Genomic DNA, 26,076 nt, shown 5'->3' on the forward strand with positions numbered 1-26,076 from the left:
ACTTATTATGTGCGGCGAGGAATTGCAAGATTATTTAAATCAGGTGCTGGCTTATTTATTAAAAAATGGCGTGAATAGACAAGACGCTGAAGATATTACGCAAGAAGTAGCATTAAAATATTTAGAAAAACAAGAAATGGTCGATCCTGAAAAAATAAAAGCTTGGATGTTTCGCGTCGCATTAAATAAACGGTGTGATTTAGGAAGGCGTAAAATAGTGAAAGACCGCTATACGTCTTCTTACAAAGAAGAACCCGTTATGTATACGCCCATTCAGCAGGTGCTCAGAAATGAAGAAGCGGCTGAATGTCAGGCGATTTTAAATCAATTGAATCCTAAGTATCGCAACTTGCTTCTATTAAAATACGGATTAGGGTTTAAATATGAAGAAATTGCCGAGTTATTAAATATGCAGATGACTACGTTAAAATCAGCTCTTTACCGCGCGCGCAAATACTTTGTAAAGGGATATAATGAAGTCATTTAATATAAATGAAACAGCAGTAGTTTGTGAAAAAGAACTTTTTTACACAAACTACTGCTGTTTTTTTCGTATTTTTCTTCTTTGGACGGCATAGATAATCAAACTGATCGCACAAAAAGCTAAAGTGATCTCAATCACATCAGTATAAGAAGATGTCGTATTAAAAAAGGAACCGAAAATAAATAAAGCCAGCGTCCAAATGAAACCAAAAGAAAATGAGACTTTAATGTAATGACGATGCTTCATTCCGCTTGCCCCGAGAAAAAAAGGCATCACATGTCGCATTCCTGGTAAAAAGTAGCTTGCGATGATGGCGTGAGATCCATATTCTTGAATCGTTCGCTCAACTTTCATGACATTCTTTTCCCATCGCGGGCGTTTTAATAGCGCAAGCGCCTGAGCTGAAAAAAGACTGGCTATCAAAAATTTGAGGTATAAGCTAAGCATCATGCCGCTGTAGGTAAGTATAAAAGCTGGAATATACTGAACGGATGGAGACGTAGCCTGACTCCCTGCAAGCATAATATATACTGGGTCAGGAATGGGAGTAAGGTTGGCTCCGACTAAAATGATAAAAAAGAAATATCCGTAGCCTAATTGGTTAATGGCTCCGATAAGCTGATCAATCACGTTTTCTTCCTCCTTTCTTCATTAGAATACGAGAGAGTGACACACAGTGTTCGCTCAAAATAAAAATAAAGTATAGGTGCGCACAACTTAGGAAAAAAGAGTTATAATAAATAAGAATGTACGTTCTTCTTTCGGGGTTTAATTATACAGAAAGAGGTGATAGTATGAAAATGATGTACCCTAAAAACGGCAAAGTTATTCTTCATATTGATGCCAATGCTTTTTATGCATCTGTTGAAACCGCACATGATCATACGCTCAAAGATAAGCCTCTTGCTATTGCTGGCAATCCAAAAGAACGAAGAGGAATTGTTGTAACCTGTAACTATATTGCTCGTAAACGCGGAGTGTATGCGCCAATGCCTCTTTGGGAAGCGAAAAGAAAATGCCCTGAGCTGGTTGTTATAAAACCTAATTTTCCATTATATCGCCAAGTGTCCAAAAACATGTTTGAATATTTAGTAACCATTTCACCTCTTTTAGAGCCCGCTTCAATTGATGAAGGCTATTTGGATATTACAGACTGTGCTGAATTAGGCTCTCCTCTTGACATAGCAAAGTCAATTCAGCAGCATTTAATACAGACGCTGCAAATTCCTGTGTCAATTGGAATCGCGCCGAATAAATTTTTAGCCAAAACGGCAAGTGATATGCAAAAACCTTTAGGAATTACCGTCCTTCGAAAAAGAGATGTCCAAACCGTTCTTTGGCCAAAAGCCGTAGAGGAAATGCACGGAATCGGTAAAAAAACAGCTGAGAAGCTAAATGCGATTAAGATCGTGACTATCGGTGATCTAGCAAAAGCCGCTCCCGGTCTTCTTAAACAAACTCTCGGAATAAAAGGAGAAGTTATGAAAGAACGAGCATGGGGCCAAGATGACCGACAGGTGAACCCTGACCGCCAATCACAGTTTAAATCTATTGGAAACTCTACGACGCTATCTCAAAATGCAGTAGATGAACATGAAGTTCTCCCTATTTTAAATAAACTATCGCATTCTGTAAGCTCTCGTATGAAAGCGAAAAAAGTTGTAAGCAAAACGATTCAGTTAACGATACGATACAGTGATTTTAAAACCATTACTCGAAGCCAAACTATTTCAAAAGCAATTAGCGAGCCAAATGATCTTTTTCATTACAGTGCGGTATTATTTCAAAAGCATTGGAACGGAGAACCGATTCGTTTATTGGGCGTAGCTGCTCTTCAAGTGAGTCACCAGCTCCAAGAAGAAGAACAGTTGGATTTGTTTACATACGGAGAACAAGCAAAAAAAGAGCCTTTATACAAAGCGGTCGAAAGTTTGCGTGAAAAATATGGAGATAACATTATTCAAAGCGGTTTAAAAAAACAAAGAGGAAAAGAAGAGAGGTAACTCTCTTTTTTTGTATAAAATAATAGGTTTACACTCATTATAGAAGGGGAAGTACATTACTATCACGGTAATCAAAGTGATTACAAAATGAATTTGATTGCGACTTTTTTAATTGTCTGCAATGAAATTACATAAAATAATCTATGAGGTGATCTTATGTCAGACGCACTATTTACATCTAAAGCAACAGCGGTTGGAGGCCGAGATGGTCGAGTTAAATCAGATGATGGTATTATTGATTTAACCCTTGTAAATCCTTCTCCAAATAACAAAAAAGAAGGAACAAATCCCGAGCAGCTGTTTGCAGCAGGATATTCTGCTTGTTTTGACGGTGCTTTAAATTTAATCGCTAAGAAGCAAAAAAAAGACATTGATTCGTCTATTACTGCAGAGGTAAGTCTACTAAAAGACCACACTGATGATGGCTTTAAAATTGGCGTGGTGTTAAACGCTCATATTAAAGGCGTTTCACAAGAAGTAGCTGAGAAGCTAGTAGAAGATGCACATCAATTCTGCCCGTATTCTAAAGCAACGCGTGGAAATGTTAACGTAACGTTAAATACAACGGCTGAGTAAATAAAAAACGCTTGGATTTTTCTTGAATCCAGGCGTTTTTTTATGTGCAATTTTATATGGTCTATTTTTGATTGTACGTATGCAGTGATTGCAATAACTCCTGCAGCGTTTCTTTCAGCTTTTCTAATTCTCCTTGCGACTTATTCGCCATACTAAAAACTTCTTCTGGAATATGACAAGCTTTATCACGTAAGTTTTTTCCTTTTTCGGTTAAACTAATAAAAACAACGCGTTCATCTTCATGAGAACGCTGACGAATGACTAATTCTTGATCCTGCATTCTTTTTAGCATAGGAGTAAGGGTGCCTGAATCCAAATACAGAAGTTCGCCCATTTTTTTCACGCTGAGCGTTTCATGTTCCCATAAAACAAGAAGGGCTAAATACTGCGGATAGGTTACTCCTAATTTATCGAGCAGCGGCTTGTACACCTTTGTAATTTCTCGAGACGTGGCGTAAATTGAGAAACAAAGCTGATTTTCTAGCTGCAGCTGCTTATAAAGTTGTTCCATTCGTGTTGCCTCCATTCTATTGCTTTTTATTTAATTATACACAATTAAATAGTGGTGTCCAATAACGCCGGATGAAAAAGTAATCAAGCTGTAAATAAAAAATGGGAATTTTACATATACTAAGAAAAAAAGGGAGCTGTGCACATGTATTTTGCAAGAAAAGCCGTAGAAGAAGAAGTAGATCAAATGATGGATACGACTGTATACGCGTGTCAATCTGAATCGTGTAATGGGTGGATGAGAGAAGATTTTGTTACAGTTGATTATAACTGTCCGATGTGCGGAACAGAAATGTCGCAGGAAGTACGCGAGCTGCCGAAAATTAAGTACGATCACCAATTTTATAATAAATAAAAAAAGAAGCAACTGCTTCTTTTTTTATTTTTCACTAAAATTTCATTAAGCTGCGCTAGACTAAGAACCAACATACGATGAAGGTGAGGAATATCAGAATGAATCAAGGGAACTTTTTGAAAGGTTTATTTTGGGGAACCTTGTTTAGTATTCCTATTTGGGTTTCATTGTTTGGCTGGTTCCGCATTTTATCACATCTTGCATAGTTTCGTTTTATGAACCGTCATACGCGCCCTTATCTTTCTATTTCCGCTATAATAAAGGTGATAGAAAAAATAAGGAGCTGTTTTCATGATTCAATATAAAACGGAGCAAATGACGGTTTTTGAAAGCGCGCTATTTCAAACAACATCTGCAGTGATTGAAACAAAAGACTGTGTTATTGTTGTTGATCCAACATGGCTTCCTCACGAAATTAATGAAATTAAACAGCATGTTCAAGACATCTTAAATCATCGCAACCTGTATGTGTTTTTTACTCACGGAGATTTTGATCACGTCATTGGATATGGCGCTTTCTTAGAATTAAATGCCACCTTTATCGGCAGCAAATTTTTAGTACATCATCCGGACAAAGAAGAAAAAGTTCAAATGATTAAGCAGTTTGATCATGACTATTATATAAAAAGATCTCATGATATTATATTCCCGGAGCTGGATATTGTGGTAACCGAAAATGAACAGCATATTACTTTAGGTGAAACATCCATTACCTGTTATTTTGCAAAAGGTCATACAAACGATGGCCTATTTATGATTGTCGATGATTCGATATGGATTGCAGGGGATTATTTATCGGATTTTGAATATCCGTACATATATGAAAGTGTAAACGATTATCGCGACACGCTTGCTGCTGCGCGACATATTTTAGCTAAGCACCAAAATCTAACGCTAGTTCCCGGGCACGGGAAAACGACACATCACCGAGCTGAAATTCAAAGGCGAGTGGAGATGGCCAGCTCTTATTTAGATGAACTGCAAGCGGCAGTGAAAGAAAACAGTAAAGAAGCGCTCGATAAGCTAAATGATAAACTGGCGTTTCCCTCTGATTTCACCGCACAATGTCATCAAAAAAACGTTGAAATTATGAAAAGAGAATTGCTGTTATAGAAATCGAGTGTACAGTCATCCCATCGATATTAAAAGTAAGAAACCGCATCTTCTGTTGGAGATGCGGTTTCTTACTTTCTTTTATTTATCAATTAAATGAAACTTTTTCCTTTTCTATCCGTTTATATAAATAAGAAATTATTTTATTTATAAAGGAGTATAACAATGGGGAAAAACGGTTGTGTAAAATGCGGACATACAGAAGCACAAACAAAAGAAATTGCTACAACGGGAACGGGGCTGTCTAGATACTTAGACGTTCAGCACAATCACTTTACAGTGGTATATTGCACGAGCTGCGGGTATTCAGAGCTATATAATAAATCATCTTCAAGAGGCAGCAATATTATTGACTTATTTTTTGGAGGGTAAAGATGAGTATCGACCTTGTTGAAATTGATAAAGACAGGCGCGCTTCCTATTTGAACCTGCTATTGATAGGGGATGAAGACGAAAAAGTAGTAAAGTCGTATATAAATGAAGGTTCCTTATTTACCATTGTGTATGAAAAGAAGGAGATAGGAGTTGTGCAGTGCCTCATCGATGAAGAGGAATCGGCAGTAGAAGTGAAAAATATTGGTTTAGAAGAAGCATACAGAGGAAAAGGAATCGGCAGCAAAGTCATTAAAAAGCTAGAAGCATTGTATGAGTGTAACCAATATTCTAAAATGATTGTAGGAACAGCGGACTCCAGTCTTGAAAACATAGCATTTTATAAAAAGGCAGGCTTTTATCAAAGTGGTGTCAAAAAGAATTTCTTTTTGCAGTACGTTCCACCAATTTACGAGAATGGCCTGCAAGCTATCGATATGATTATGTTTGAAAAGAAATTAAAAAGCAGAAGCGACTAACACGCTTCTGCTTTTAGTGATTAATCTAAAATTTGAAGTTTTACCGTTTTGCGTCCCCAATTTAAAGCTGAGCTTTGAGATGCCATAAATAAATCAACGCGAGTACCTTTAATGGCACCGCCAGTATCTCCAGCAATTGCTTCTCCGTAACCTTCTACGTATACGCGAGAACCTAATGGAATCACGCGAGGATCAACTGCAATTACTTTTCGATTAGGATTTGACCTTAGGTCGATGCCTGTAGCAGTGATTCCGCTGCAGCCCGCACAGTAAGCAGTATAAGCTGTTGCTTCAACCGTAATCTCTTTCGAAACCGACTTACTTTCTTGCGCTGGAGCAGGTGCCGGCGTTGAAGTCGACGGTGCTGAAGTTGACGGTGTTGAAGGAGCAGCAGGTGATGGCGTTGATGGTTTCGCCTGAGCTGCTGCTTGTCCGCCTACTTGTAGCACTTGATTAATGTAAATCGTATTAGACGATAAGTTATTCCACTGTTTTAATTGAGAAATTGAAATGCCGTGTCGCTGTGCTACGCTCCACATTGTATCTCCAGGCTGAACTTTATAACTTTTACTGTTGCTAGGAGCCGGGGATGCTTGCGTTTCGTTTGTTTTTTCTTGTACAGGTGCTGAAGGTGATGATGAAACTGTTCCTGTTCCGCTTATTTTTAATACTTGATTCACATAAATTAAATGACTAGATAAGTTATTCCACTCTTTTAGCTGCTGTACAGAAGTACCGTTGTTTTTAGCGATACGGTAAAGCGTGTCACCTGATTTTACTGTATATGTATGATTTGAAGATGTTGTAGTTGGAGTTGAACTAGATGAAGAGTCAGTAGATGTAGATCCAATTTGTAATGTTTGGTTTGCATAAATTAATGTGGAAGAAAGACCATTCCACTTTTTTAAGTCTTCAACTGTTACATTATGCTGCTGTGAGATGCTGAATAACGTTTCTCCAGCTTTTACTTTATGCGTGTCTGTGTCAGCTGATGCTGCGTCTGCAATTCCAATTGATACTAAAGCTGTAGCCCCTAATGTAAAAATGTGTTTTTTCATCTAATATTTCTCCTTTATTTCCAATAGTTGTCTCTTATTCTATCAGCAATATGTAACAAACTCATGACAAAATGGTAGGTTTTATATTACAAGTTTGTAACAATACGTCTAAAGTGATAGAAAAAACGCGGTTTTTTTATGATTATGATGAAAAAAGTCTTAATTTGTCTGTAAGTAAAAAAGGTGTTCTGCTTTTATAAAAATGAAGAAGAAAGAAGCTATGCTATATTCAAATGACATGATAGAATAGATAAGTTAGAAATGAACGGATAAAAAGGGAGTTAGACATCTATGGAAAAACGCTCTATCTCTTCATATTTAAAAGCATGGGTGCGCGCACTTTCAATTGAGATTAATTATATGAAGAAACACGGCGGAGAAAAGTATACGGTAGGAAAAGGAGAGTACTTAGGGCAGCAGGGAGATGCGTATCTTTACCGGTTTGAACGCACAGCCGATTTATACCTTTTTGATGGAGCTCAGGTACGCCTTGTCCACCAGCATAAAGAAAGTAAAGGAGAAGTTATTGGAACGGAAGGATTTGATTTGTACCTTAAAATAGATGCGTTTATTGGACAAGAAGTAGACGAACTCGATATATATAACGAACCATGGGAATTATTGCAGGCTCTCATTGATAGACTCACGGAAGCAAAAGATTACAAGCAAAAAATAGTAAGAATCAAACGTCTTATGAGAGGCGATAGTCCTGTTCGTCATAAAGAGTATACGTCTAAGAACGCTCTTCATGAAGTGTTGCTGCGAGCGCGTTATAACCGTACTACGTATATTTGGGGTCCTCCTGGAACTGGAAAAACATATACGCTGTCAAAAATCGTGGCAAGCTATTACCGGAAATCAAAGCGGATCCTTTTATTATCTCACAGTAATGCAGCGGTGGACGGTTTGCTGCAAGAAACTGCACGTCAGTTAAAAAAGAAAGAAGCTTGGAAAAAAGGAAAACTCATTCGATACGGAGCAACAAAAAGCAGTGGCTTAGAAAATATAAAAGTAGAAGAAGTCATTGGAGAAGATGATCCGGATTTAGCTCAGGAGATGCGTGATTTACAAGAAGAACGAGTTTACTTAAGCAGGTATCCCAATAAAGCTCACCAGCTTCAGCAAGTTAACAAAAAGCTAAACGTCCTTCGTAACAAGTGGATTGAAGCGGAGAAAAATGTGTTTGACCAAGCGTATATTGTAGGCACTACCTTATCAAAAGCGGCTATTGATCGATTACTTTATCAAAGTGAATTTGATATGGTTGTGGTAGACGAAATTAGCATGGCATATGCACCGCAAATTGCTTTTGCAGCTACGTTAGGAAAACGAATTGTCGTATGCGGCGATTTTAAACAGCTTCCCCCGGTATCTCAATCTTCTCATGCTGAAGTGAAGAAGTGGCTGCAGCGAGATTTATTTGAGCAGACGGGCCTTGTAGAGCAAGTAGAAAGCGGTGAGATACACCCTCATCTTTTTATGTTGACAAAGCAAAGAAGAATGCATAAAGATATCTCGGCTTTTACAAATCGCTATATTTACAGCAACCGAGTAGCAGATCATCCCTCTGTCACAACAAGTCGAGAAGTAGTAGCAAGCAGTCGGCCGTTTGCTCATGAAGCAGCGCTTATGCTTAACATTGGTCATTTGCATTCTTCCGCTATGCGAGATGTTGTTTCCGGCTCACGCTACAATGTGATAACAGCTGTTTTGGCGGTAAGTTTGATGCTGCGGGCACGCAAAGCTTCTTCCGCTACTATTGGCTATGTGACTCCTTATAAGTCTCAAGCTAAATTGATCAATGCATTTCTTCAAGATATTGAACCAGCCAGCGATATAATCGCAGCAACCGTACACAAATTTCAAGGCGCAGAACGAGATATCATAATTTTTGATACGGTCGATACAAAGCCTCAGTCAAAACCAGGTTTACTTCTAACAAATGAAAATAGCGACCGATTGGTAAATGTAGCGGTGACGCGTTCAAAAGGAAAATTTATGATGCTTTCAGACGAGTCGTTTGCCCAGCAGCGTGTACCAAAGGAGCGAGCGTTATGGAAGTTGGTCAACCACTTTAACGAAAACCAAAAAGTATACCAACCTCAGCAATTTTTAAAAGAAGTCATTCAGCATCCTAAATTGATTTGGTACCATCCAGCGAACAGCAGTCAGTTAAAAAAAGACTTATATCAAGCTCGGCAGCAGATTTTATTGTGTATTCCTTATGCTTCGCTTATTCCTCAAGAAATACGGGAGATGTTACACTCATTTAAAGGTGAAGTGACCGTTCTTACTCGTGAACCAACAGAAGTTCGAATTGACGGCGCTCACGTTATTTCATCTGCTGTTCCGATGTCACTGCTTATCATCGATGAATCCACTATATGGATCAATATGCCTTACGGCGGAAAAAATGAAGCGTTTATGGCAGCTAGAATTGAGTCAAAGCTAGGCGCTAAACAGCTTATTCGGTCAATTGACTTTACCGAAGATAAAACAAGAAATCAAGAAACAAAAATGTATATAGAAACAAATAAACCACAATATTCTTTGAGCAATTACCTTCGCAGCTGGGATCGCTGTGAATCTTGTCAGCATATGCGAGAAGTAGAGATAACAAAAAAAGGAAAAGTAAGGTTTATTTGCTATTATTGCGGGAAAACAAGTGGGGCAACACGTTTATTAGTGGAAAAATATTTAAACTACGTACATGCTGTATGTACAGCATGCAAGCAGCCGATGAACGTAGATTATGATGAGAATAAAGGCGTCTACGCATGTTGTCCATCGTGCAAAAAGGAAGTTTTGCCTAGAGATTTATTGTAACTTTAAGAAAAGGGCGTGATCTTATCGTTTACTCTCGTAATGTAGCGGCTTTAGCTGATTGTTTGCTAGAAGGAGACGTTCAAAAAAGCTGGCTGCTCATTGCTATATATATAGAAGAAAGCCATTCTTCAACTGACGTATACACGTTTCTGACAGAAGCGATGTATGAGATAGGGAAAAGGTGGCAAGAAAATAAAATTTCAGTCGCGGAGGAGCATTTGGCTACTGCAACCTGTGACTATGTGTTAACTCGCTTTCAGCTATCACAGCATCAATTGCTTCAGCGCCATCGGGCACTTCTTTTTTGCATTGAAGGAGAAGAGCATTATTTAGGTATTAAAATGATTGCAGGCCTTATGAGAGAACAAGGATGGGAAGTTAAAAACTTAGGAGCAAACTTGCCGCTGCCGTTTGCTCTAAAAAGCATTGAAAGATGGGACCCTGATGTAGTGTGCTTGTCTGTCTCGCAAGTGCATTTGCTGCCTGATTTACAAAAATACATTGCTGAGATTGAAAGCATGGCGCAAAGTCCTCTTGTATTAGTAGGCAGCCAGCTTCTCAACACGCATGATTTATCGGCTTCAGGATCTTCAAAAACCATATTCATTAATCATATTCAAGCTTTTAAAGACTGGCTTCTAATCAACAATAAAGAAAGTTCGACGCAAGATAAAATGTTAGCAATGGGGGAAGAAATATGATCAGTTTGCCGATTCAACAGATTCCGGTTCCAATGTTTTTACTCAATAAAGACAACGAAATAATTGAATTTACACCAAGCGTCACGAAAAGTTTCCCGCCTGTTCAGAACTTTTTAGATCTAGTTGATGAAGACAGCCAAGAAAAAGTAAAAAGAGCACTCCAGGGAGAGGAAGAAGTGCAAATCGAAGTAAATATGCGCACGTTTTCTAACCCGGTTGCTCTTTTTGATTTTCATTTTAAACCTGAAGCCTATCATTCGCTGCACGCTGTTTTCTGCTATCCTATTCATGAGCATATGATGAGTGTTCAATCAACCCTTCAACAGTTTCGCTCTATGCTTATGCAAGACTCACCACAAGTGAACCAAGGTTTTTCAGTCAGGGAAACAGATGTAGAAACGGCGAAAAAAATGCAGCTAGTTGATCTTCAGCGTCATTTTCGAGAAATGAAAACAAATGTGCTAACCATTCAAGACCTCCTAAGTATTATCCGCTCCGACGTAATTGAAGCAGGAAAAGGAGAATATATGGAATTGGTCTCTACACATTTGTTTGACATTCAAGATGTAATTAATCAGGAACTTGAATGTTTAAGGCAGAAGAACAAAGTACATTAAGAAAGCGGTAATCGGATTTCTACTGTTGTTCCTTTTCCTTCTTCACTATCATACGAAATGCTTCCTTTATGATTACTAATGATTTTGTGACTCACCATCAATCCTAATCCTGTTCCTTTTTCTTTTGTTGTATAGAAAGGCTCGCTAATTCGTGTTAATCGATCTTTCGGCATGCCTTTTCCTTCATCTATCACTTGGACGACTACTTGATTTGTATCTGGATCAAATTTAGATACCACTAGAATAGACCCAGGGTCATCCATCGCTTCAATAGAATTTTTCACCATGTTGATAAATACTTGTTTCATATCTTTTTCAATACAATGAACAACAGGTAATTTTTCTTCAAAATCTGTTGAAATAGTAATGTTTTTAAGAATGGCCTGTGTATGCAGCAGCGTACATACGTCTTGAAGAATTAAATTTATCTGTTTATTTTCATATTTTACGACTTCCGGTTTGGCTAGAATGAGCAGTTCGCTAATAATTAGTTCTAAGCGGTTAAACTCGGACATCATGACATCCATATATTCTTTTTTATACGTTTCTTCTTGCATCATAAGCTGTAAAAAGCCCTTTAATGATGTAAGAGGGTTTCGTATTTCATGGGCAATGCCAGCAGCCAGCTGTCCAAGTGCTGACAGCATCTCTGAATTTTTGAGCATCATTTCCGACTGTTTGCGCTGTGAAATGTCTTCGCTTAATCCAATGTAATGGATGATTTCATCCTGATCATTTTTAACAGGCATTAAGGCTAACTGTTCCCAAACGGTTTCTCCGTCTTCTTGAACGTAGGAAATTTCTCCGTTCCATTTTTCTCCTCTGTATACTTCATTCCAAATCTTAGGGAATCTTTTAACCCCCAGCTTTTTTGTATATAAGTCATAGAGGTGCAGCCCAAATACTTCTTGCGGGGCATGCTTTTGCTCCATGAATTTTTGATTAATGTACTTAATTTTACCTTGGTGGTCGGTAATGAAAATGCCCGTAGGACTGTGAGCGACTGCAAATGATGTAATAGCCAATTCTTCATTTGATCGTTTAATTTCTGTAATATTAATAAACGTAATAACTACACCGTTAATTAAATTCTCATTTGTACGATAAGGCATCATTTTCATGCTGTACCATTGGTTATCGTAGCTTTGAATTTCTTTTTGAAGGGTGTTATTTGTTCTTAAAACGTGCATTGCATCCTCGATTAGATGGTCATATCTAAAGTTATGCGAAATATGAAAGAAAGGTCTTCCAATATCTTGATGAAGAACGTTGATCACTGTTTTCGTTTCCGGCGTAAATAATTTAATATTCAGCTGCTCGTCTAAAAAGATAGTAGCAATAGTTGTACTGATTAATAAATTATCAATATCGTTATTTAAGTCCGTTAATTCTTCAATCTTTCGCTCGTACTGATTGTTAACACTAATTAACTCTTCATTAACAGACTGCAGTTCCTCATTTGTGGACTGCAGCTCTTCGTTAGAAGCAATCAGTTCTTCGTTTGTGGACTTTAGCTCCTCATTTGCTGTTTCTAGCTCTTCAATCGTCGTTTGCAAATGCTGCTGCGTGTAATGAAGCTCTTGCTCTAAATCTACTACAAGCTCACTAATAGAGCTTGTTTGATTAAGGAACATGGGCTCTTCCTTATCAATAATGGCAGTATCTGTCTGTTCATCAAACATAAGTAAGTAAAGAGAGTGATTTGTTGGAAGGGCAGATATTGTAATATTAAAACGGCGCTGCACGTTGTTTATGACAAACTCAATGTGCTGACAGCATACGCTCATACCTTGCTCTTTTACGCGTTTAATAGCTGCCCCAATGGCTAAAGAGACGTGAACTGGCACCATTTTGAAAATTGTATAATTAATTTTCCCTACAGGAACGTTAATAAGCTGAGTCGCTTCTTTTGAACAAAATATTACTTCGTTGTATTCATTTAATACGAGACAAGGGCTCATAAAGTGATCAATCATTGACTGATACATCTCATCTAATTTAAGCGAAGGAAGAGGTTTATAAAGTTGACTTGGCAGCGGAACGCTAGAAAAATCACCTTCATGCAAGCTGGATTTCGAAAGATTAAAAGCTCCCGTAATTTGTCGGCTGGGCTGTCCGGAACGCTTAAATATTTTCCACTTACTGTTGATAGGGCGGAACAAATCAGACAAATTTCCCGTTGTTTCACTAGGGCCTAAAAAAAGTACGCCTTCTTCTGTCAAAGAAAAATGAAAAAGAGACAGAATGCGCTGCTGCAGTTCAGCTTGGAAGTAAATCATCATATTTCGACAGCTAATGAGATCAACGTTTACAAAAGGCGAGTCTTTTCCTATATTATGCGGGGCAAAAACAATCATTTTGCGGATTGTTTTTTTAACTTGATAACCACCGTGTTTTGTTTGCTCAAAATATTCATTAATCTGAGCTGCTGAGAAGGAATGAACTTCCGCTTCTTCATAAATACCTTGACTAGCTCTTTTAATTGCATGACGATCAATGTCTGTAGCAAAGATTCGGACATCGAAATAACGGTTGATTGTTGATAAATAGTCATGAAGCAAAATAGCTAATGTATATGCTTCTTGACCAGTAGAACAACCTGCTACCCAGATGCGGATTTCATCTTCTTGACTATGAATCTTTCTTTCAACTAATTGAGGAATAACTTGTTCTTCAATAATAGAGAATGCTTCTTTATCTCTAAGAAATTGTGTCACTCCAATCAGCAAGTCTCGCTGCAGTTCGACGATTTCTTCGGCTTCTTTACATAAATAGTCCCGGTATTCTTCCATCGTTTGAGATGGCGGATCGAGTAAAGCCATTCTCTTTTCAAGTCGTCGCAGCACCGTGTTTTTTTTGTACATAGAGAAGTCGATGCCTGTTTTCTTCTTTATTAATGAATAAATGTATTGCAGCGTTTCTTCATTATATGTAAATTCAGTTTGGCTGACATGCGTTTGCACAAGGTCAGGCATATCAGCAGGAGAAAGAATATAATCAGCAAGGTGGGCATCAATAGCGCTTAGGGGCATATCTCTGTACTTTGCTGTGCTTTCATCTTGTACAAGTACAGTTCCGCCATACTCTCGTATTGTTTTTGCTCCTCCTGTTCCATCATTTCCTTTTCCCGATAAAATAATGGCTGTGCACCGGTGTTTTTTTGAAGCAGCAAGAGAATGAAAAAAGGCGTCAATCGGATACTTTACCTGATCATTTTCTTCATAGGGACGAAGGCGAAGAGTATGATCCACAACGGTCACATAATGATGGGGAGGATTTAAATAAATTGTGTCTTCTTGTAAAGTCATCCCGTCTTGTGTCAGTTTGATATTCATTCCTGTTTTTTTTGCTAAAAGTTCTGGCATAAAACTTTTATATTTAGAGGAAAGGTGCTGTACAATAATAAACGCCATTCCATTTGGTGAAGGCATATTAGCGAAAAACTGCTCAATAGCTTCTAACCCTCCGGCAGAAGCGCCAATTCCCACAACGTGTAAATCCTGTTTCTCTATTCCTTCTGAAGACGATGGAACCGTAGAAAACGAGTTGTTCTTCATAATAGAACCTCCAATAATGTTTCGACACTTCCTAGATTGTATGTCGTTTTGTTTATTTTAATGTCGACAGCACAGCGTGGTTTACATCAAAAGTAAATTTTCCAAAAAAACCAAGATGCTGGTACATAGGTTCATTTTAGCAAACCTATTATATTGTTCAAATAACGTTTTCAAAATTCCTCTATTTTTCGCAAAAAAATTTAAAGTCCAAACTATATAGTATGCCCGGATTTTCTTTATATAAACGTATTTTTATAAAAAAAATCGGTTTTTTTTGCAGAAAAAAATATTTAAAAAAGTTTTGTTTACGCTTACATACGCATAAGGTTATACGCTCAAGGAGGAAAAAAACGGTTAAATTCAACTTGACACTCTTTTTCAGCATGTTACTATAGGAACCGTTGAAAGAAACGAGAACAAAAATACGAACAAATGACAGGGGAGATTTGATGGATCAAAAACAAAAAGTTGCTTTTTTAGGTGCTGGATCAATGGCAGAAGCGATGATTTCTGGTATGGTCAATGCAAAGAAATTACCTGCTGAAAATATTATCGTAACAAATCGCAGCAATGATGCGCGACTGCACGAACTTGAAAATAGATATGGTATCACAGCAGTAAAGCGAAGCGAGCTGAAAACAGATGACATTGACGTTTTTATTCTAGCGATGAAGCCAAAAGGCGCTGAAGAGGCATTAAACGAATTAAAGCCTCAAATCAACAAAGACCAGCTTGTCCTATCTGTTCTTGCAGGGATTTCGTCTTCTTACATGGAAGAGTTATTGCATGATGAACAGCAGGTCATTCGAGTGATGCCTAATACATCAAGTATGATTCAGCAATCAGCAACGGCCATATCTCCAGGTCAATATGCTGCAATGGATGCTGTGCTAACAGCAAAAGAGCTGCTTTCTGCAATTGGAAAAGTGTACGTGATTGATGAGCCTCAAATGGACATTTTCACAGGAATTGCCGGAAGTGGACCCGCTTATTTTTATTTCCTTATGGAGCATATCGAAAAAGCAGCTAAAGAAGAAGGTCTTGATCCTGAGCTAGCACGTGAAATTGGCGCCCAAACCATTTACGGTGCAGCAAGAATGATGATGGAAAGAGATGAAACGCCGACGGAGCTTCGTGAAAATGTGACGTCTCCAAACGGTACAACAGCAGCTGGTTTAGACGCCTTAGCTAAACACGGCGGCGGAGAAGCAATGATGCAAGCAGTTAAAGGAGCATCAAAGCGTTCAAAAGAAATGAGTGCTCAACTACAAAAAGTGGCAAGTACTAATTAATTCGTCACTTATCTTCTTCGTGAATTCCTCACAACAAAAAAATAATCATAAACAAGAAAACATACAGAACACACTAGGAGTGATTTGATGAGTCCCGACAATAAGAAGCGGGTTGTAATTAAAATTGGAAGTAGTTCATTAACAAGTTCACACGGTGAAATCAGCAGACGGAAGCTCGAGCGCCTTGTGGATCAAGTCGTAGACTTAAAAGACAGCGGTCATGAAGTGCTGTTGGTTTCATCAGGAGCTGTAGCTGCAGGATACCGCAAGCTTGGCTGCTTAGAGCGACCTAGCTCTTTACCTGAAAAACAAGCAGCTGCCTCAATCGGTCAAGGACTGTTAATGGAGGCTTATTCAGAATTGTTTCTATCACATGGATACGTTGCTTCTCAAATCTTAATTACAAGAGACGATTTTTCAGACGAAAATCGTTACAACAATGCACGAAATACAATTAACGTGCTGTTAGAACGCGGCATTGTGCCAATTGTCAATGAAAACGACACGGTAACCATCAATCGATTAAAATTTGGCGATAATGATACACTTTCAGCTAAAGTTGCTGGACTAGTGGATTCCGACCTGCTTATTATTTTATCGGATATCGATGGCTTATACAGCGCGGACCCTCGACAGGATCCAAATGCAAAATTAGTTCCTCACGTAGGGGAAATCACGCAAGAAATCGAAGAATCTGCAGGAGATTCAGGAAGTTCAGTTGGAACAGGCGGTATGCGCTCGAAAATTGACGCGTTCAAAATCGCTATGGCATCAGGAATTCCAGCATTTTTAGGAAGAGCCGGCGTGCCAAACATCTTAACACAAGCGGTTGACGGAGATGCAACAGGAACGTATTTTGAATCTGAAGATGATTCTGCGAACCTTAATCAGAAAAAGCAGTGGATTGCGTTTAACTCTGGTCCTGAAGGGGAAATAGTAGTCGAAGATGCCGCGAAACGTGCAATTATTGAAGATAAAGAGCCTTTACTTCGCGAGCACGTTAAATATATTAAAGGCCACTTTAGTGAACGAGCAGTTGTACGTATTCTAGATAAAGACGAAAATGAGCTGGCTCTTGGCGTGACAAATTATTCATCTGATGAACTTGCACTGAATGAGCCAATTGATCAACCGATTGTAGACAGCGAAGGTCTAGTGTGTCACTTAGAAATTCCAGTACCGGTCGGTTTGTAAGCAAACATGCTGTAAAGAAAAGGAGCCCTTCCTTTTCTTTGCATGATTGCATTTACCTCTTATGCCTCACACTTTAAAATCAAACAAAACTAAAACGAATCCAGGAGTGATTTGGTGTTACAAACAAATGAAAAGTATTCAGTAGAAGAACAAGCTATTTCAGCAAAAAAAGCAGCTAAACAATTAAGTTTACTAACAACAGAGCAAAAAAACGATGCGCTGTTAACGATTGCCTCTACACTTGAAAACAACACGGAGTATATTTTAAAAGCAAATGAAGTAGATTTAAAAAACGGTAAGGAAAAAGGGTTTGACGAAGCGCTGATGGATCGCCTTGCTCTTTCAGCGGAACGTGTAAAAGAATTTGCAAACGGCCTTCGTGAAGTTGCTGAGTTAGATGATCCAACAGGAGATATTTTATCAAGCTGGACATTGGATAACGGTCTAGATGTCAAGCAAGTACGCGTGCCTCTTGGCGTTATCGGAATGATTTATGAAGCACGTCCAAACGTAACGGTAGATGCAACAGGGCTAGCGTTGAAATCTGGAAATGCCATTGTGTTAAAAGGCGGCTCTTCAGCTATTTCATCTAACCAAGCTATTGTGGATATTATTCATAAAGCTCTTGATGAAACGCCAATTCCTAAAGAAGCGGTACAGTTTATTTCAAGTACAGATCGTGCGGCTACGCAAGAATTATTTACAATGAAAGAGCATATTGACGTGCTAATTCCGCGCGGAGGGGCTTCGTTGATTCAAGCGGTCGTCAATAACGCAACGGTTCCTGTGTTAGAAACGGGAGTGGGAAACTGCCATATTTATATCGATGAACAAGCTGACGTTAAGAAGGCCATTCCGATTTTGATTAATGCAAAAACAGATCGACCAGCGGTGTGTAACGCAGCAGAAACGGTTCTTGTACACAAGAACTGGCTCGATTCTCATAAAGATGAATTGATTCAAGCATTCAATGATCATAATATTGAAGTATATGGTGACAAAGCGACAGTAGGTGAAATTCCTGGAGCAAAACCAGCGGCTGAAAAAGACTGGGCTGAAGAGTATTTGCGCTTAGCGATCGCGATGAAAGTAGTAGAGAGTGTGGATGAAGCGATTGACCATATCGAAACATATGGAACAAAACACTCTGAAGCCATCATTTCAGAAGATAAACAAGCCGTTTCACGCTTTATGTCTTTAGTGGATGCAGCCGCACTGTATCATAATGCATCTACGCGTTTTACTGACGGAGGAGCTTTAGGATTTGGAGCTGAAATTGGGATTTCAACTCAAAAGCTTCATGCACGCGGTCCAATGGGACTTCCTGCGCTTACGACAATTAAATATATTATGAGTGGAAACGGACAAACTCGATAAGAAATGAAAAGCGAGCCTAATCATGTGCTCGCTTTTTTTTTGAAAAGACAAGTAAATGGAAGCTGATTTGTAAAAAATTATAAACTCTGTTATAATAGTAAAATATATAATTTTTGTGATCTTCATTTTTGTTCTTTTCAGACTATCCCGTTGTTTTAAGAAAAGCAACTGCTATCTGCTTTGCTATAACTTCATTTTTATTTTAGTCTTTCAAGACGCCGTATGTATTCCTCAAAGATTGATTTACGGATGTATAGTATCACTTTATCTTGCACCATTTACCACATTTACACGCTAAGTTAATCTTCATTTATTATCCACTTAAAAAGTACTGTTTAAAGGAGACGATGTGTATGTATAATCGTAAAAATTTAGAGCCGGCTGTTATTGAAGAAACAAAAGTTTGGGAATGTACATCAGATACGTGTAATTGTTGGGTTCGAGATAACTTTAAAAGCGGAGATCAGCCAACTTGTCCAATTTGCAAAAGCGAAATGAAGCAAGCTGTAAAAGAACTGCAGGTTATTCATAATCCTAGAGTCATTGATTAATAAACTTTTAGGAAGACGTTTTTTGAAAGGGGTTCGTGGATGTTTCTAGGAATTGATCATGTTCAGCTTCTTGGTCCAGAAGGATGCGAGCAAGAAGCAAGAAATTTTTATGAAAATCTTTTAGGAATGAAAACTGTTCTTAAGCCGGAAAATTTAAGGCACAGAGGCGGCATATGGTTTCAATGTGGAACTCAAGAAGTGCATATCAGTATTCAAGATGACTACATACCTGCTAAAAAAGCGCATCCAGCTTTTGTCGTGGAAGATATCAAGACGCTTAGACGTAAGTTGGCACATTCGGGCTGCGTTCTTTCTGAAGAAGAGCCTATTGCAGGGAGAGAGCGTTTTTTTGTCCATGACCCGTTCGGAAATCGATTAGAATTTTTACAATATGACAAATAAAAGACCTCCAAGCGGAGGTCTTTTATTTTAGGGCGTTATCTAAATACGTATATACCGTTTCTTTGCTAACTAATACTTCATTTTCTCTGTCTTTATCTTTTTGCCACTTTTCTCGTGCTTTTGCTAATACTTCTTCGACTTCCTCCTTGGGAATGACAATGACTCCACCGTCGTCACCTGCAATAAAATCCCCAGGACGGATCTTCACGCCCCCGCAGGAAATGATCTTGTTTACCTTTCCTTTTTCTTTTTTGCTGCTTGCTGCGATCGTAGAGCCCTTACAAAACACAGGGAAATTGAGCTTTTCAATGTCTTCCTGATCTCGTATAACACCATCTAGTACAATACCGCTTATTCCAACAAGCTTTGCCATGGCCACTACGAAATCTCCCGCTAAGGCACGGTTACAGTAGCTTTTTCCATCAATGACGAGCACGCTTCCGGGCTCCGCTAGTCGAATCGCTTCAAGCACTGAGTAATTATTGCCAGCAGGCGTATCTACAGTAAGAGCCGGCCCAAATAGTTTGTAATGACGCTGCAATGGCTTAATAGAAAAGTCTAAGTGGTTTGCACCTTCCATTGCATCTGATAAATTGGCTGTTGATAATGGGAGCTGTTCATTCAACATCGTATCTCTCCTTTTTAATTATATTCTATCTATATTCATATAAGAGAAAGCTCTTATTTATGAAAGGGCAAGTAGATACCGTGAAATATTGACCATCAACTGCAAACATGCAGTATTAGAAGCTTTCAGAGCCAATTTTAAATACATTGTACTATACCTTTGAGGCGCTGTTTCTCGTATGGTATTCGTCATATAAGCACCTATATCCTTTAATTAGTAATAAAGGCGAAGGTAGCCTATAGCCTATAAATACATTATTAAAGAAGTAGAAAAACCAAAGAACTCTACAAAAGTTACTTTAGATAATATTTTTGGAAAAGTGTAAAATAAGCTGCACTTAATGAAGATGAAGGACCTTTGTTAGTTTTATGAAGGTCTCTGTTTTATACTTGAATGGTCTTATATACACAAGAAATACGTGCAAATGTTTAATCCTGTGAACATTTGATGGAGCTTTATGCATTTTTATATAAAAAAGTGAAACCTTTTGGTATGATGAAACGTAGGAACATATATGGAAATCATATATGAAAAAACATATGTGACGTTAGTCATTTAGTGGAGGGAAAGCAATGGTAAAAAAATTATTGGCCGCATTTATCGCATTAGCGGTTGTGTTTTCACCAGTCGGTGGATCGCTTATTCATGACGGTTCAAACGTAGCAAGCGCAAAAGGGTATAAATCAGGAAAGCGCTCTTTTGACAGCGGAAGCAATAACCAATCAAGCTTATTTAAAAACAATAACAGTAATTCAGTTAAGCAAAACAATACGTCTAAAAACTCATCATCTAAAAGTACAGCGGCTAGCTCAAAGCGCGGCGGCTTAATGAAAGGTCTTTTAATGGGAGGAATTGCGGGCTTATTATTTGGAAGCTTGCTATCTAGCTTAGGACCATTAGGCCCAATTTTAGGCTTTATGGTAAACATGCTTGTGATTGTCGCTTTAATTCTTCTTGTAGTAAAGTTATTCCAAAGCGTACGTAGCAACAAGCGTAAAAATGAGGAAGTGAAATCTTGGAGACAATAAAAATTTCTGAACAAGATATTATCAATGCGATGTGCCTATATATTGCAGAAAAAAAACAAGTTCAGCCTCAAGAAGTAGAGATTGAGCTAATGTATGATGATGACTACGGTTTTTCAGCAGAGTCATACGTGCATGATCGTAAGCAGGTTCATATTACTTTGAACATTATTGAAGCGCTGCGCTTTTGGCTGGATACGGAAATGAACGTAGATCCATACGCAGCAGGACTAGAACTGGAATTAGACGATGAAGAAGGCATTATCGCTTTTGCAAAATTAAGTCGATAAAGAAATCATAATAAAAAACCCGCTCACTTGAGCGGTTTTTTTTATTATGATTTTAACTGTTCGTTGGAACTGGACTTATCGCGTTTTTTAGTGAAAAACCACCAGTTGGCATCTCCAAGCAATTTCATAAGAGAAGGGACAAGAAGCATTCTGACAATCGTTGCATCGATAAATATAGCTAAGGCAATTCCTACACCCATTTGTTTAACAGGCGTTACGTCTGTAAAAGCAAAGGCTCCTGTAATGACAATCATGATTAAAGCAGCGCTTGTGATGATTTTACTAGTGGAAGCTAAGCCTTCTACCGTTGCCACATTATTATCGTGGGTTTGATGATACACTTCGTGAATGCGCGAAATCAAAAAGACTTCGTAGTCCATGCTAAGCCCAAATACAAGACCGAAAACAAAGACCGGCAGCACTAAAGCAATATTAGATTCGGTAAGACCTAAATGTCCATTTTGAAACAGCCATACAAGTAAACCAAACGTAGCTGTTAGGCTTAAAATATTCATAATGATAGCCTTTAAAGGAATGAGGACAGAACGAAAAGCAATCATTAAAATGACATACGTTGAAAATAAAACAAGAGCCAAACCATATGGAGCTTTTTCATAAATTTCATCGAATATTTCTTGTTCAAATTTTGGATAGCCGCCAATATGAACGGTGAGCGGTGAATGTTTCTCTTTCCATTTTCGAACAAAATCTTTTGCTTGATCTGAATTTTGGTCTGTATCTAGCGTAGCTTTTATAAGCATATAATGTCCGTTAATGAACGAATCTACAGATGGCTTTGTCTGCGCACTTATCTGCGGGTTTTCCAGCATAGCTTGAAGCTGATCACTCGATTTTACATTTAAAGCGGTAGAAATAGAATCGACTTGCTTAACTAACGAATCTCCCTTTAATTGTTTTATAAAAGTAAAGGCATTTGTTAAAGGCTTTTCATTCAGCATATCTTGCTTAGCTTCTAGCACAAAATAAACGTCTGCCGTGTTTTTATTTATAAACGTATCGTTATACGTGTCAAAAGCTTGACGAGACTCGTATTTTGTTGGCAGCGCTTCTGAAGACGGTATTTCTAGATGCATGTCTCGAACGGGAATAAGTGCTACTAACAGAATGATAAGAGAAACAATCGTCATAGTTACAGGCTTTTTCATGACAAATGTAGCGAATGAACGCCATCTAGACTGACCGCCTTGTTCACTGACTTTTAAGATGCGTAAACGATTAATGCGTGTACCTAATATAGCAAGTATGGAAGGAAGCAGCGTAAGAGCTGAAAACACAGCAATAAAAACAACAGCCATTCCTCCAAGAGCGACGTTTTGAAAAATATCGACTTGAATAAACAGCATTCCCGCTAATCCAATAAATACGCATAATCCTGAGAAGATGACCGAGCGTCCCGCTGTTTGAATGGTGATTTTGATTGCTTGTTCTATCGATTTTGTTTGAATTTCTTCTTTAAAGCGATTAATAAATAAAAGGGCAAAGTCAATACTAAGAGCTAATCCAATCATTGGAATCACATTTAAAATAAAGATGGACAGCTCTGTGTACGGATGAAAGAAATAGACAACGCCCATGGTGGTGACAACGGTTACAATTCCTATCATGAGAGGAATTGCAGCGGCTACCACGCTGCCAAAAGCTAGAAGAAGCACAACTAAAGCAACAGGAATACCGATGGCTTCTGCTTTTGCTAAATCTGCTTGGCTTGCTGTATTCATATCTTTTTCAATAATAGGACCACCGGTTAATTTTACACTAACTTCTTTTTCATCAGCTGAAAGAGTTCTGATCTTTTCCACTCGTTTATCCATCGTTCCATCATCGTGATTAAAGTGGATAATTCCATACGCTGTGCTTCCTTTTATCATCTTGTTAGAAGCCGTTGGTATGTCAACTTTCGACGCGTCTGATTTGTCCTTTGCTTTTTGCATATACTGAGCGATCGTTTGCTGGAATTTCGAGTCAGAAACTCCGTCTTTTTTTTCAAACAAAACGATGATCTGAGCTTCGCTAACATCAAATTTATTAACTAAAAGCTGCTCGGTATCTTTATACATTCCTTTCATTTCAAATCCGTTTCCTCCCAGCACAGAAGGAAGCTTAGCCGCATAAAAGCCAAATCCGACAATTAGGATGATCCACAGTATTAATAAAATTTTTCTGCCCGCATATAATGCGTTCGCTACTTTATTCATATTAACCTCCAATTTTTTGTACAGTTACTAGACTATTTTATACTAACAGTTATTGTAATTAGAAGAAGTATTGTGTTTTTTTGTTTTTCTTGCCTGAAAAAGCTTTTTAGATAGATGCGCAGGGGTGTTTCCTCAGTAAAATCGTGTTTATGTTTCAGGAGATTTAGGGAACACTGTACATAAATGCACGAAGGGGGATTTAAAAAGATGCAAATGAAACAGCCAGCTAAAATGACGAATAGTTATGGGTGTAAAAATGAGTATGATACATTAAAACGTGTGGTCGTTTGCCCACCTACATATATGAAAATTGAAGAAATTATTAATGAAACACAAAAGCATTATGCGGACGAAAACATTGATGAGAGCTTGGCTTCAAAGCAGCACCGTCAATTTGTCGAATGCCTTCAAAAAGAAGGGGTTGAAGTCATCGGGCTATCTGCACAAGAGCCATTTCCAGAACAAGTATTTACGCGGGATATTGGCTATACGCTCGGAGATACCGTTATTGTCACGAAAATGGGCAGCGAAATTCGAAGTGGAGAAGAACAAGTGCTAGCCGATTGGCTGCAGCAGCAAGGTATTCCTTTCCATCAGGTACCGGATCATCCCATTGAAGGTGGAGATGTGCTGATTGATGGACAAGCTATTTTTATTGCGCTCAGCGACCGTACAAGTAAAGAAGGCGTGGAGCATATCCAAGAGCTGCTTCCAGCGTATGAGGTTGTTCCGATTCCTATTGATCGGTCTTATCTTCATCTTGATTGTGTGTTAAATATTTTATCACCTACAGAAGCGCTTGTATTTTCACCTGCTTTACATGAGAAAGAATTAAATTTACTTCGCATGAAATATGACTTAATTGAAGTAACAAAAGAAGAGCAGTTTACGATGGGAACCAATGTATTATCCATCGGTAATCAACGGGTGATCAGCCTGCCAATGAATACAGAAGTGAATGAAGAGTTAAGGAAACGAGGCTATAAAGTGATTGAAGTTGATATATCTGAAATTATTAAGTCCGGCGGTTCTTTCCGCTGCTGCACTATGCCTCTTGAACGAGTGTAAAAAGCTTAAAAAGAAAAAAAGATCTTGGCGATAGCCAGGGATCTTTTTTTTGAGGGATGTTGTATAAAATTTCAAGTGAAAGGAACATTAACCTATATAAGCTGTTGAAGGAAAGGAGTGATAAACATGGCAAATCGTAATCCTATTTTAGTTCAAGGTGCTGAACAGCTTCTTGATCAGTTAAAAACGGAAATCGCGGGAAGACTTAACGTTCAGCTTGGTGCTGAACAAACGGCTCGTGCAAATGGTTCTGTTGGTGGAGAAATGACGAAGCATCTTGTTGCAATGGCGCAACAGCAATTAAGTGGTGCACAAGGACACATTCGCTAGTCTGCTCTACATAAACACTCTGATGAAAAGTTCTGGCTCTTTTGAGCTGGAACTTTTTTTGTGTAGAAAACATCATTCTACTTTCTCTTGGTCGTTTGATTTGAGATTTCGCTTGAAATTCTCCACTTTCAAGGTTGAAAAGTGCATAAAATGGGAAAAGAACAAAAAAAGAGAAAGTAGAGGTTTACCATGAAAAAGCTATTATCATTTGGAAAAAGTCTTGGTAAAGAAATTCAAGAAGACCAAGCAACGGGACTAGCGGCTGAGCAAGCCTATTATTATATGCTATCATTATTCCCTATGCTGATTTTACTGATATCGATTGTTCCGTATCTATCTATTAAACCGGAAGAGGCAATCGATGTCCTTCAAAGCGTTATGCCGGGAGAAACGGCTGCAATCTTTAAAGATAACGTAGCTCAATTTGTAAGCCAACCAAACGGCGGGTTACTGACTGTAGGGATTTTAGGAACCATTTGGTCTGCTTCAAACGGTATGAACGCCTTTATCCGTGCAATGAACCAAGCCTACGACGTGAAAGAACAGCGCTCGTTTATTAAAGTAAGAGGCTTGTCCATTCTTTTAACAATTGGATTAATTGTAACAATTGTTGTATCGCTTCTTTTACCAGTGTTCGGAGGGGTTTTGTTAAATTGGATAAGCGAATGGTTTTCTCTTCCTTCAGGTACAACAGTGGTTTTAAATATTCTGCGCTGGATTATCGGTGTCGGCATTATGGTACTTGTTTTATCCGTATTATACAGATTAGCTCCAAACAAAACGTTTCCTTTTGCCCATGTATGGCCCGGAGCGCTCGCTGCTACGCTGTTATGGCAGCTGACATCTTTAGGGTTCTCATTTTACGTAAGCAACTTTGGCAATTATTCTGCTACTTATGGAAGCTTAGGAGGCGTGATTGTTCTGATGCTTTGGCTATTTTTAACGGGGTTAATTCTCGTTATTGGAGGAGAGATTAACGCTATTTATCACCGAAACAAAACGGCTGCGCCTCCTAAAGATACGTCTCAGGCAATGTAATAAAAAAGGAAACC

At 38.4% G+C, this 26,076-nt stretch carries 26 protein-coding genes; 20 read left to right on the forward strand and 6 right to left on the reverse strand.

The features are described 5' to 3' along the window. Positions 1 to 7: 7 nt before the first annotated feature. Positions 8 to 487, forward strand: a complete 480-nt coding sequence (locus MMB68_RS12185) for an RNA polymerase sigma factor (RefSeq protein ID WP_028413409.1) — start codon at positions 8 to 10, stop codon at positions 485 to 487. Between the two features lie 48 nt (positions 488 to 535). Here the strand turns inward: MMB68_RS12185 and MMB68_RS12190 are convergent, their stop codons facing one another. Continuing rightward, a complete protein-coding gene (locus MMB68_RS12190; protein ID WP_014460178.1) occupies positions 536 to 1,114 on the reverse strand; it encodes a DedA family protein in 579 nt (192 codons plus the stop codon). Between the two features lie 164 nt (positions 1,115 to 1,278). Between MMB68_RS12190 and MMB68_RS12195 the strand changes: the two genes are divergently transcribed. Both MMB68_RS12195 and MMB68_RS12200 read left to right on the forward strand, forming a co-directional pair. Further along, positions 1,279 to 2,487, forward strand: coding sequence for a DNA polymerase IV (locus MMB68_RS12195; protein WP_221783077.1), 1,209 nt, complete (start codon positions 1,279 to 1,281; stop codon positions 2,485 to 2,487). Between the two features lie 156 nt (positions 2,488 to 2,643). Beyond that, entirely contained in the window at positions 2,644 to 3,063 is a 420-nt protein-coding gene (locus MMB68_RS12200) for an organic hydroperoxide resistance protein (protein ID WP_060745685.1), read from the forward strand. Between the two features lie 61 nt (positions 3,064 to 3,124). Here the strand turns inward: MMB68_RS12200 and MMB68_RS12205 are convergent, their stop codons facing one another. After that, positions 3,125 to 3,574 carry a MarR family winged helix-turn-helix transcriptional regulator gene (locus MMB68_RS12205; protein ID WP_221783079.1) on the reverse strand — a complete coding sequence of 150 codons (450 nt, stop codon included), beginning with the start codon at positions 3,572 to 3,574 and terminating at the stop codon, positions 3,125 to 3,127. A gap of 144 nt (positions 3,575 to 3,718) precedes the next feature. Here MMB68_RS12205 and MMB68_RS12210 point away from each other — a divergent pair, with 144 nt between their 5' ends. From MMB68_RS12210 to MMB68_RS12225, 4 genes are all read left to right on the forward strand, one after another. Next, a complete protein-coding gene (locus MMB68_RS12210; RefSeq protein ID WP_221783080.1) occupies positions 3,719 to 3,928 on the forward strand; it encodes a cold-inducible protein YdjO-related protein in 210 nt (69 codons plus the stop codon). 291 nt (positions 3,929 to 4,219) lie between these two features. Then, positions 4,220 to 5,041 (forward strand): MBL fold metallo-hydrolase, encoded by an 822-nt coding sequence (locus MMB68_RS12215; protein WP_221783082.1) that lies wholly within the window; start codon positions 4,220 to 4,222, stop codon positions 5,039 to 5,041. A 165-nt stretch (positions 5,042 to 5,206) separates the two neighbouring features. Then, on the forward strand, positions 5,207 to 5,413 hold the full coding sequence (locus MMB68_RS12220) for a zinc ribbon domain-containing protein (RefSeq protein WP_221783084.1): 207 nt from the start codon (positions 5,207 to 5,209) through the stop codon (positions 5,411 to 5,413). Between the two features lie 2 nt (positions 5,414 to 5,415). After that, on the forward strand, positions 5,416 to 5,892 hold the full coding sequence (locus tag MMB68_RS12225) for a GNAT family N-acetyltransferase (protein ID WP_221783086.1): 477 nt from the start codon (positions 5,416 to 5,418) through the stop codon (positions 5,890 to 5,892). A gap of 20 nt (positions 5,893 to 5,912) precedes the next feature. Here MMB68_RS12225 and MMB68_RS12230 read toward each other — a convergent pair whose 3' ends face one another. Continuing rightward, entirely contained in the window at positions 5,913 to 6,950 is a 1,038-nt protein-coding gene (locus tag MMB68_RS12230; RefSeq protein WP_153253668.1) for a LysM peptidoglycan-binding and 3D domain-containing protein, read from the reverse strand. A gap of 291 nt (positions 6,951 to 7,241) precedes the next feature. Between MMB68_RS12230 and MMB68_RS12235 the strand changes: the two genes are divergently transcribed. Genes MMB68_RS12235 through MMB68_RS12245 form a run of 3 tightly spaced genes read left to right on the forward strand, consistent with a single transcriptional unit; the run spans position 7,242 to position 11,094 of the window. Next, entirely contained in the window at positions 7,242 to 9,776 is a 2,535-nt protein-coding gene (locus MMB68_RS12235; RefSeq protein WP_277447860.1) for an AAA domain-containing protein, read from the forward strand. A gap of 23 nt (positions 9,777 to 9,799) precedes the next feature. Beyond that, positions 9,800 to 10,477 carry a cobalamin B12-binding domain-containing protein gene (locus MMB68_RS12240; protein ID WP_264409243.1) on the forward strand — a complete coding sequence of 226 codons (678 nt, stop codon included), beginning with the start codon at positions 9,800 to 9,802 and terminating at the stop codon, positions 10,475 to 10,477. Next, positions 10,474 to 11,094: a hypothetical protein gene (locus MMB68_RS12245; RefSeq protein WP_221783093.1), complete on the forward strand. Its 621-nt coding sequence runs from the start codon at positions 10,474 to 10,476 to the stop codon at positions 11,092 to 11,094. The genes MMB68_RS12240 and MMB68_RS12245 overlap by 4 nt, the downstream gene beginning before the upstream one ends. Here the strand turns inward: MMB68_RS12245 and MMB68_RS12250 are convergent. Continuing rightward, on the reverse strand, positions 11,091 to 14,651 hold the full coding sequence (locus MMB68_RS12250) for a CheR family methyltransferase (RefSeq protein WP_221783095.1): 3,561 nt from the start codon (positions 14,649 to 14,651) through the stop codon (positions 11,091 to 11,093). The genes MMB68_RS12245 and MMB68_RS12250 overlap by 4 nt on opposite strands. Before the next feature lie 449 nt (positions 14,652 to 15,100). Here MMB68_RS12250 and proC point away from each other — a divergent pair, with 449 nt between their 5' ends. From proC to MMB68_RS12275, 5 genes are all read left to right on the forward strand, one after another. After that, on the forward strand, positions 15,101 to 15,943 hold the full coding sequence (gene proC / locus MMB68_RS12255) for a pyrroline-5-carboxylate reductase (protein ID WP_013056987.1): 843 nt from the start codon (positions 15,101 to 15,103) through the stop codon (positions 15,941 to 15,943). 87 nt (positions 15,944 to 16,030) lie between these two features. Further along, positions 16,031 to 17,137: a glutamate 5-kinase gene (proB, locus tag MMB68_RS12260; protein ID WP_013056988.1), complete on the forward strand. Its 1,107-nt coding sequence runs from the start codon at positions 16,031 to 16,033 to the stop codon at positions 17,135 to 17,137. A 114-nt stretch (positions 17,138 to 17,251) separates the two neighbouring features. After that, positions 17,252 to 18,514, forward strand: coding sequence for a glutamate-5-semialdehyde dehydrogenase (locus tag MMB68_RS12265; protein ID WP_221783099.1), 1,263 nt, complete (start codon positions 17,252 to 17,254; stop codon positions 18,512 to 18,514). Positions 18,515 to 18,867: 353 nt separating this feature from the next. After that, entirely contained in the window at positions 18,868 to 19,065 is a 198-nt protein-coding gene (locus MMB68_RS12270) for a cold-shock protein (protein ID WP_013056990.1), read from the forward strand. A gap of 39 nt (positions 19,066 to 19,104) precedes the next feature. Further along, the gene (locus MMB68_RS12275) at positions 19,105 to 19,467 is read left to right on the forward strand and encodes a VOC family protein (protein ID WP_013056991.1); all 363 of its coding nucleotides are present in this window, start codon (positions 19,105 to 19,107) and stop codon (positions 19,465 to 19,467) included. 22 nt (positions 19,468 to 19,489) lie between these two features. On the opposite strand, the gene MMB68_RS12280 is transcribed toward MMB68_RS12275, so the two are convergent. Then, on the reverse strand, positions 19,490 to 20,095 hold the full coding sequence (locus MMB68_RS12280) for an RraA family protein (protein ID WP_221783101.1): 606 nt from the start codon (positions 20,093 to 20,095) through the stop codon (positions 19,490 to 19,492). A gap of 572 nt (positions 20,096 to 20,667) precedes the next feature. Between MMB68_RS12280 and MMB68_RS12285 the strand changes: the two genes are divergently transcribed. Together MMB68_RS12285 and MMB68_RS12290 are read left to right on the forward strand one after the other, a co-directional pair. Next, a complete protein-coding gene (locus MMB68_RS12285; protein ID WP_013056993.1) occupies positions 20,668 to 21,123 on the forward strand; it encodes a hypothetical protein in 456 nt (151 codons plus the stop codon). After that, on the forward strand, positions 21,111 to 21,410 hold the full coding sequence (locus MMB68_RS12290; RefSeq protein ID WP_013056994.1) for a YxcD family protein: 300 nt from the start codon (positions 21,111 to 21,113) through the stop codon (positions 21,408 to 21,410). Before MMB68_RS12285 ends, MMB68_RS12290 begins: the two co-directional genes overlap by 13 nt. A gap of 44 nt (positions 21,411 to 21,454) precedes the next feature. On the opposite strand, the gene MMB68_RS12295 is transcribed toward MMB68_RS12290, so the two are convergent. Beyond that, positions 21,455 to 23,626 carry an MMPL family transporter gene (locus tag MMB68_RS12295; protein WP_277548888.1) on the reverse strand — a complete coding sequence of 724 codons (2,172 nt, stop codon included), beginning with the start codon at positions 23,624 to 23,626 and terminating at the stop codon, positions 21,455 to 21,457. Positions 23,627 to 23,833: 207 nt separating this feature from the next. Here MMB68_RS12295 and MMB68_RS12300 point away from each other — a divergent pair, with 207 nt between their 5' ends. From MMB68_RS12300 to MMB68_RS12310, 3 genes are all read left to right on the forward strand, one after another. Further along, complete coding sequence (locus tag MMB68_RS12300) at positions 23,834 to 24,694, forward strand: dimethylarginine dimethylaminohydrolase family protein (protein ID WP_144645032.1); 861 nt, start codon at positions 23,834 to 23,836, stop codon at positions 24,692 to 24,694. Between the two features lie 126 nt (positions 24,695 to 24,820). Beyond that, on the forward strand, positions 24,821 to 25,024 hold the full coding sequence (locus MMB68_RS12305) for an alpha/beta-type small acid-soluble spore protein (RefSeq protein WP_013056997.1): 204 nt from the start codon (positions 24,821 to 24,823) through the stop codon (positions 25,022 to 25,024). A gap of 189 nt (positions 25,025 to 25,213) precedes the next feature. After that, positions 25,214 to 26,062, forward strand: coding sequence for a YihY/virulence factor BrkB family protein (locus MMB68_RS12310; RefSeq protein WP_043982400.1), 849 nt, complete (start codon positions 25,214 to 25,216; stop codon positions 26,060 to 26,062). The last annotated feature ends 14 nt before the right edge of the window (positions 26,063 to 26,076 follow it).

Origin of the sequence: Priestia sp. Y58 (genome assembly GCF_029522095.1) — a bacterium.
GTDB classification, from domain to species: Bacteria; Bacillota; Bacilli; order Bacillales; family Bacillaceae_H; genus Priestia; species Priestia megaterium_E.

What these genes read in the sequence shown, in the direction of transcription:
- MMB68_RS12185 (WP_028413409.1), top strand. Translation starts at nt 8, where the DNA reads ATGTGCGGCGAGGAATTGCAAGATTATTTAAATCAGGTGCTGGCTTAT.
- MMB68_RS12195 (WP_221783077.1), top strand. Translation starts at nt 1,279, where the DNA reads ATGAAAATGATGTACCCTAAAAACGGCAAAGTTATTCTTCATATTGAT.
- MMB68_RS12200 (WP_060745685.1), top strand. Translation starts at nt 2,644, where the DNA reads ATGTCAGACGCACTATTTACATCTAAAGCAACAGCGGTTGGAGGCCGA.
- MMB68_RS12205 (WP_221783079.1), bottom strand. Translation starts at nt 3,574, where the DNA reads ATGGAACAACTTTATAAGCAGCTGCAGCTAGAAAATCAGCTTTGTTTC.
- MMB68_RS12210 (WP_221783080.1), top strand. Translation starts at nt 3,719, where the DNA reads ATGTATTTTGCAAGAAAAGCCGTAGAAGAAGAAGTAGATCAAATGATG.
- MMB68_RS12215 (WP_221783082.1), top strand. Translation starts at nt 4,220, where the DNA reads ATGATTCAATATAAAACGGAGCAAATGACGGTTTTTGAAAGCGCGCTA.
- MMB68_RS12220 (WP_221783084.1), top strand. Translation starts at nt 5,207, where the DNA reads ATGGGGAAAAACGGTTGTGTAAAATGCGGACATACAGAAGCACAAACA.
- MMB68_RS12225 (WP_221783086.1), top strand. Translation starts at nt 5,416, where the DNA reads ATGAGTATCGACCTTGTTGAAATTGATAAAGACAGGCGCGCTTCCTAT.
- MMB68_RS12230 (WP_153253668.1), bottom strand. Translation starts at nt 6,950, where the DNA reads ATGAAAAAACACATTTTTACATTAGGGGCTACAGCTTTAGTATCAATT.
- MMB68_RS12235 (WP_277447860.1), top strand. Translation starts at nt 7,242, where the DNA reads ATGGAAAAACGCTCTATCTCTTCATATTTAAAAGCATGGGTGCGCGCA.
- MMB68_RS12245 (WP_221783093.1), top strand. Translation starts at nt 10,474, where the DNA reads ATGATCAGTTTGCCGATTCAACAGATTCCGGTTCCAATGTTTTTACTC.
- MMB68_RS12250 (WP_221783095.1), bottom strand. Translation starts at nt 14,651, where the DNA reads ATGAAGAACAACTCGTTTTCTACGGTTCCATCGTCTTCAGAAGGAATA.
- proC (WP_013056987.1), top strand. Translation starts at nt 15,101, where the DNA reads ATGGATCAAAAACAAAAAGTTGCTTTTTTAGGTGCTGGATCAATGGCA.
- proB (WP_013056988.1), top strand. Translation starts at nt 16,031, where the DNA reads ATGAGTCCCGACAATAAGAAGCGGGTTGTAATTAAAATTGGAAGTAGT.
- MMB68_RS12270 (WP_013056990.1), top strand. Translation starts at nt 18,868, where the DNA reads ATGTATAATCGTAAAAATTTAGAGCCGGCTGTTATTGAAGAAACAAAA.
- MMB68_RS12275 (WP_013056991.1), top strand. Translation starts at nt 19,105, where the DNA reads ATGTTTCTAGGAATTGATCATGTTCAGCTTCTTGGTCCAGAAGGATGC.
- MMB68_RS12280 (WP_221783101.1), bottom strand. Translation starts at nt 20,095, where the DNA reads ATGTTGAATGAACAGCTCCCATTATCAACAGCCAATTTATCAGATGCA.
- MMB68_RS12285 (WP_013056993.1), top strand. Translation starts at nt 20,668, where the DNA reads ATGGTAAAAAAATTATTGGCCGCATTTATCGCATTAGCGGTTGTGTTT.
- MMB68_RS12295 (WP_277548888.1), bottom strand. Translation starts at nt 23,626, where the DNA reads ATGAATAAAGTAGCGAACGCATTATATGCGGGCAGAAAAATTTTATTA.
- MMB68_RS12300 (WP_144645032.1), top strand. Translation starts at nt 23,834, where the DNA reads ATGCAAATGAAACAGCCAGCTAAAATGACGAATAGTTATGGGTGTAAA.
- MMB68_RS12305 (WP_013056997.1), top strand. Translation starts at nt 24,821, where the DNA reads ATGGCAAATCGTAATCCTATTTTAGTTCAAGGTGCTGAACAGCTTCTT.
- MMB68_RS12310 (WP_043982400.1), top strand. Translation starts at nt 25,214, where the DNA reads ATGAAAAAGCTATTATCATTTGGAAAAAGTCTTGGTAAAGAAATTCAA.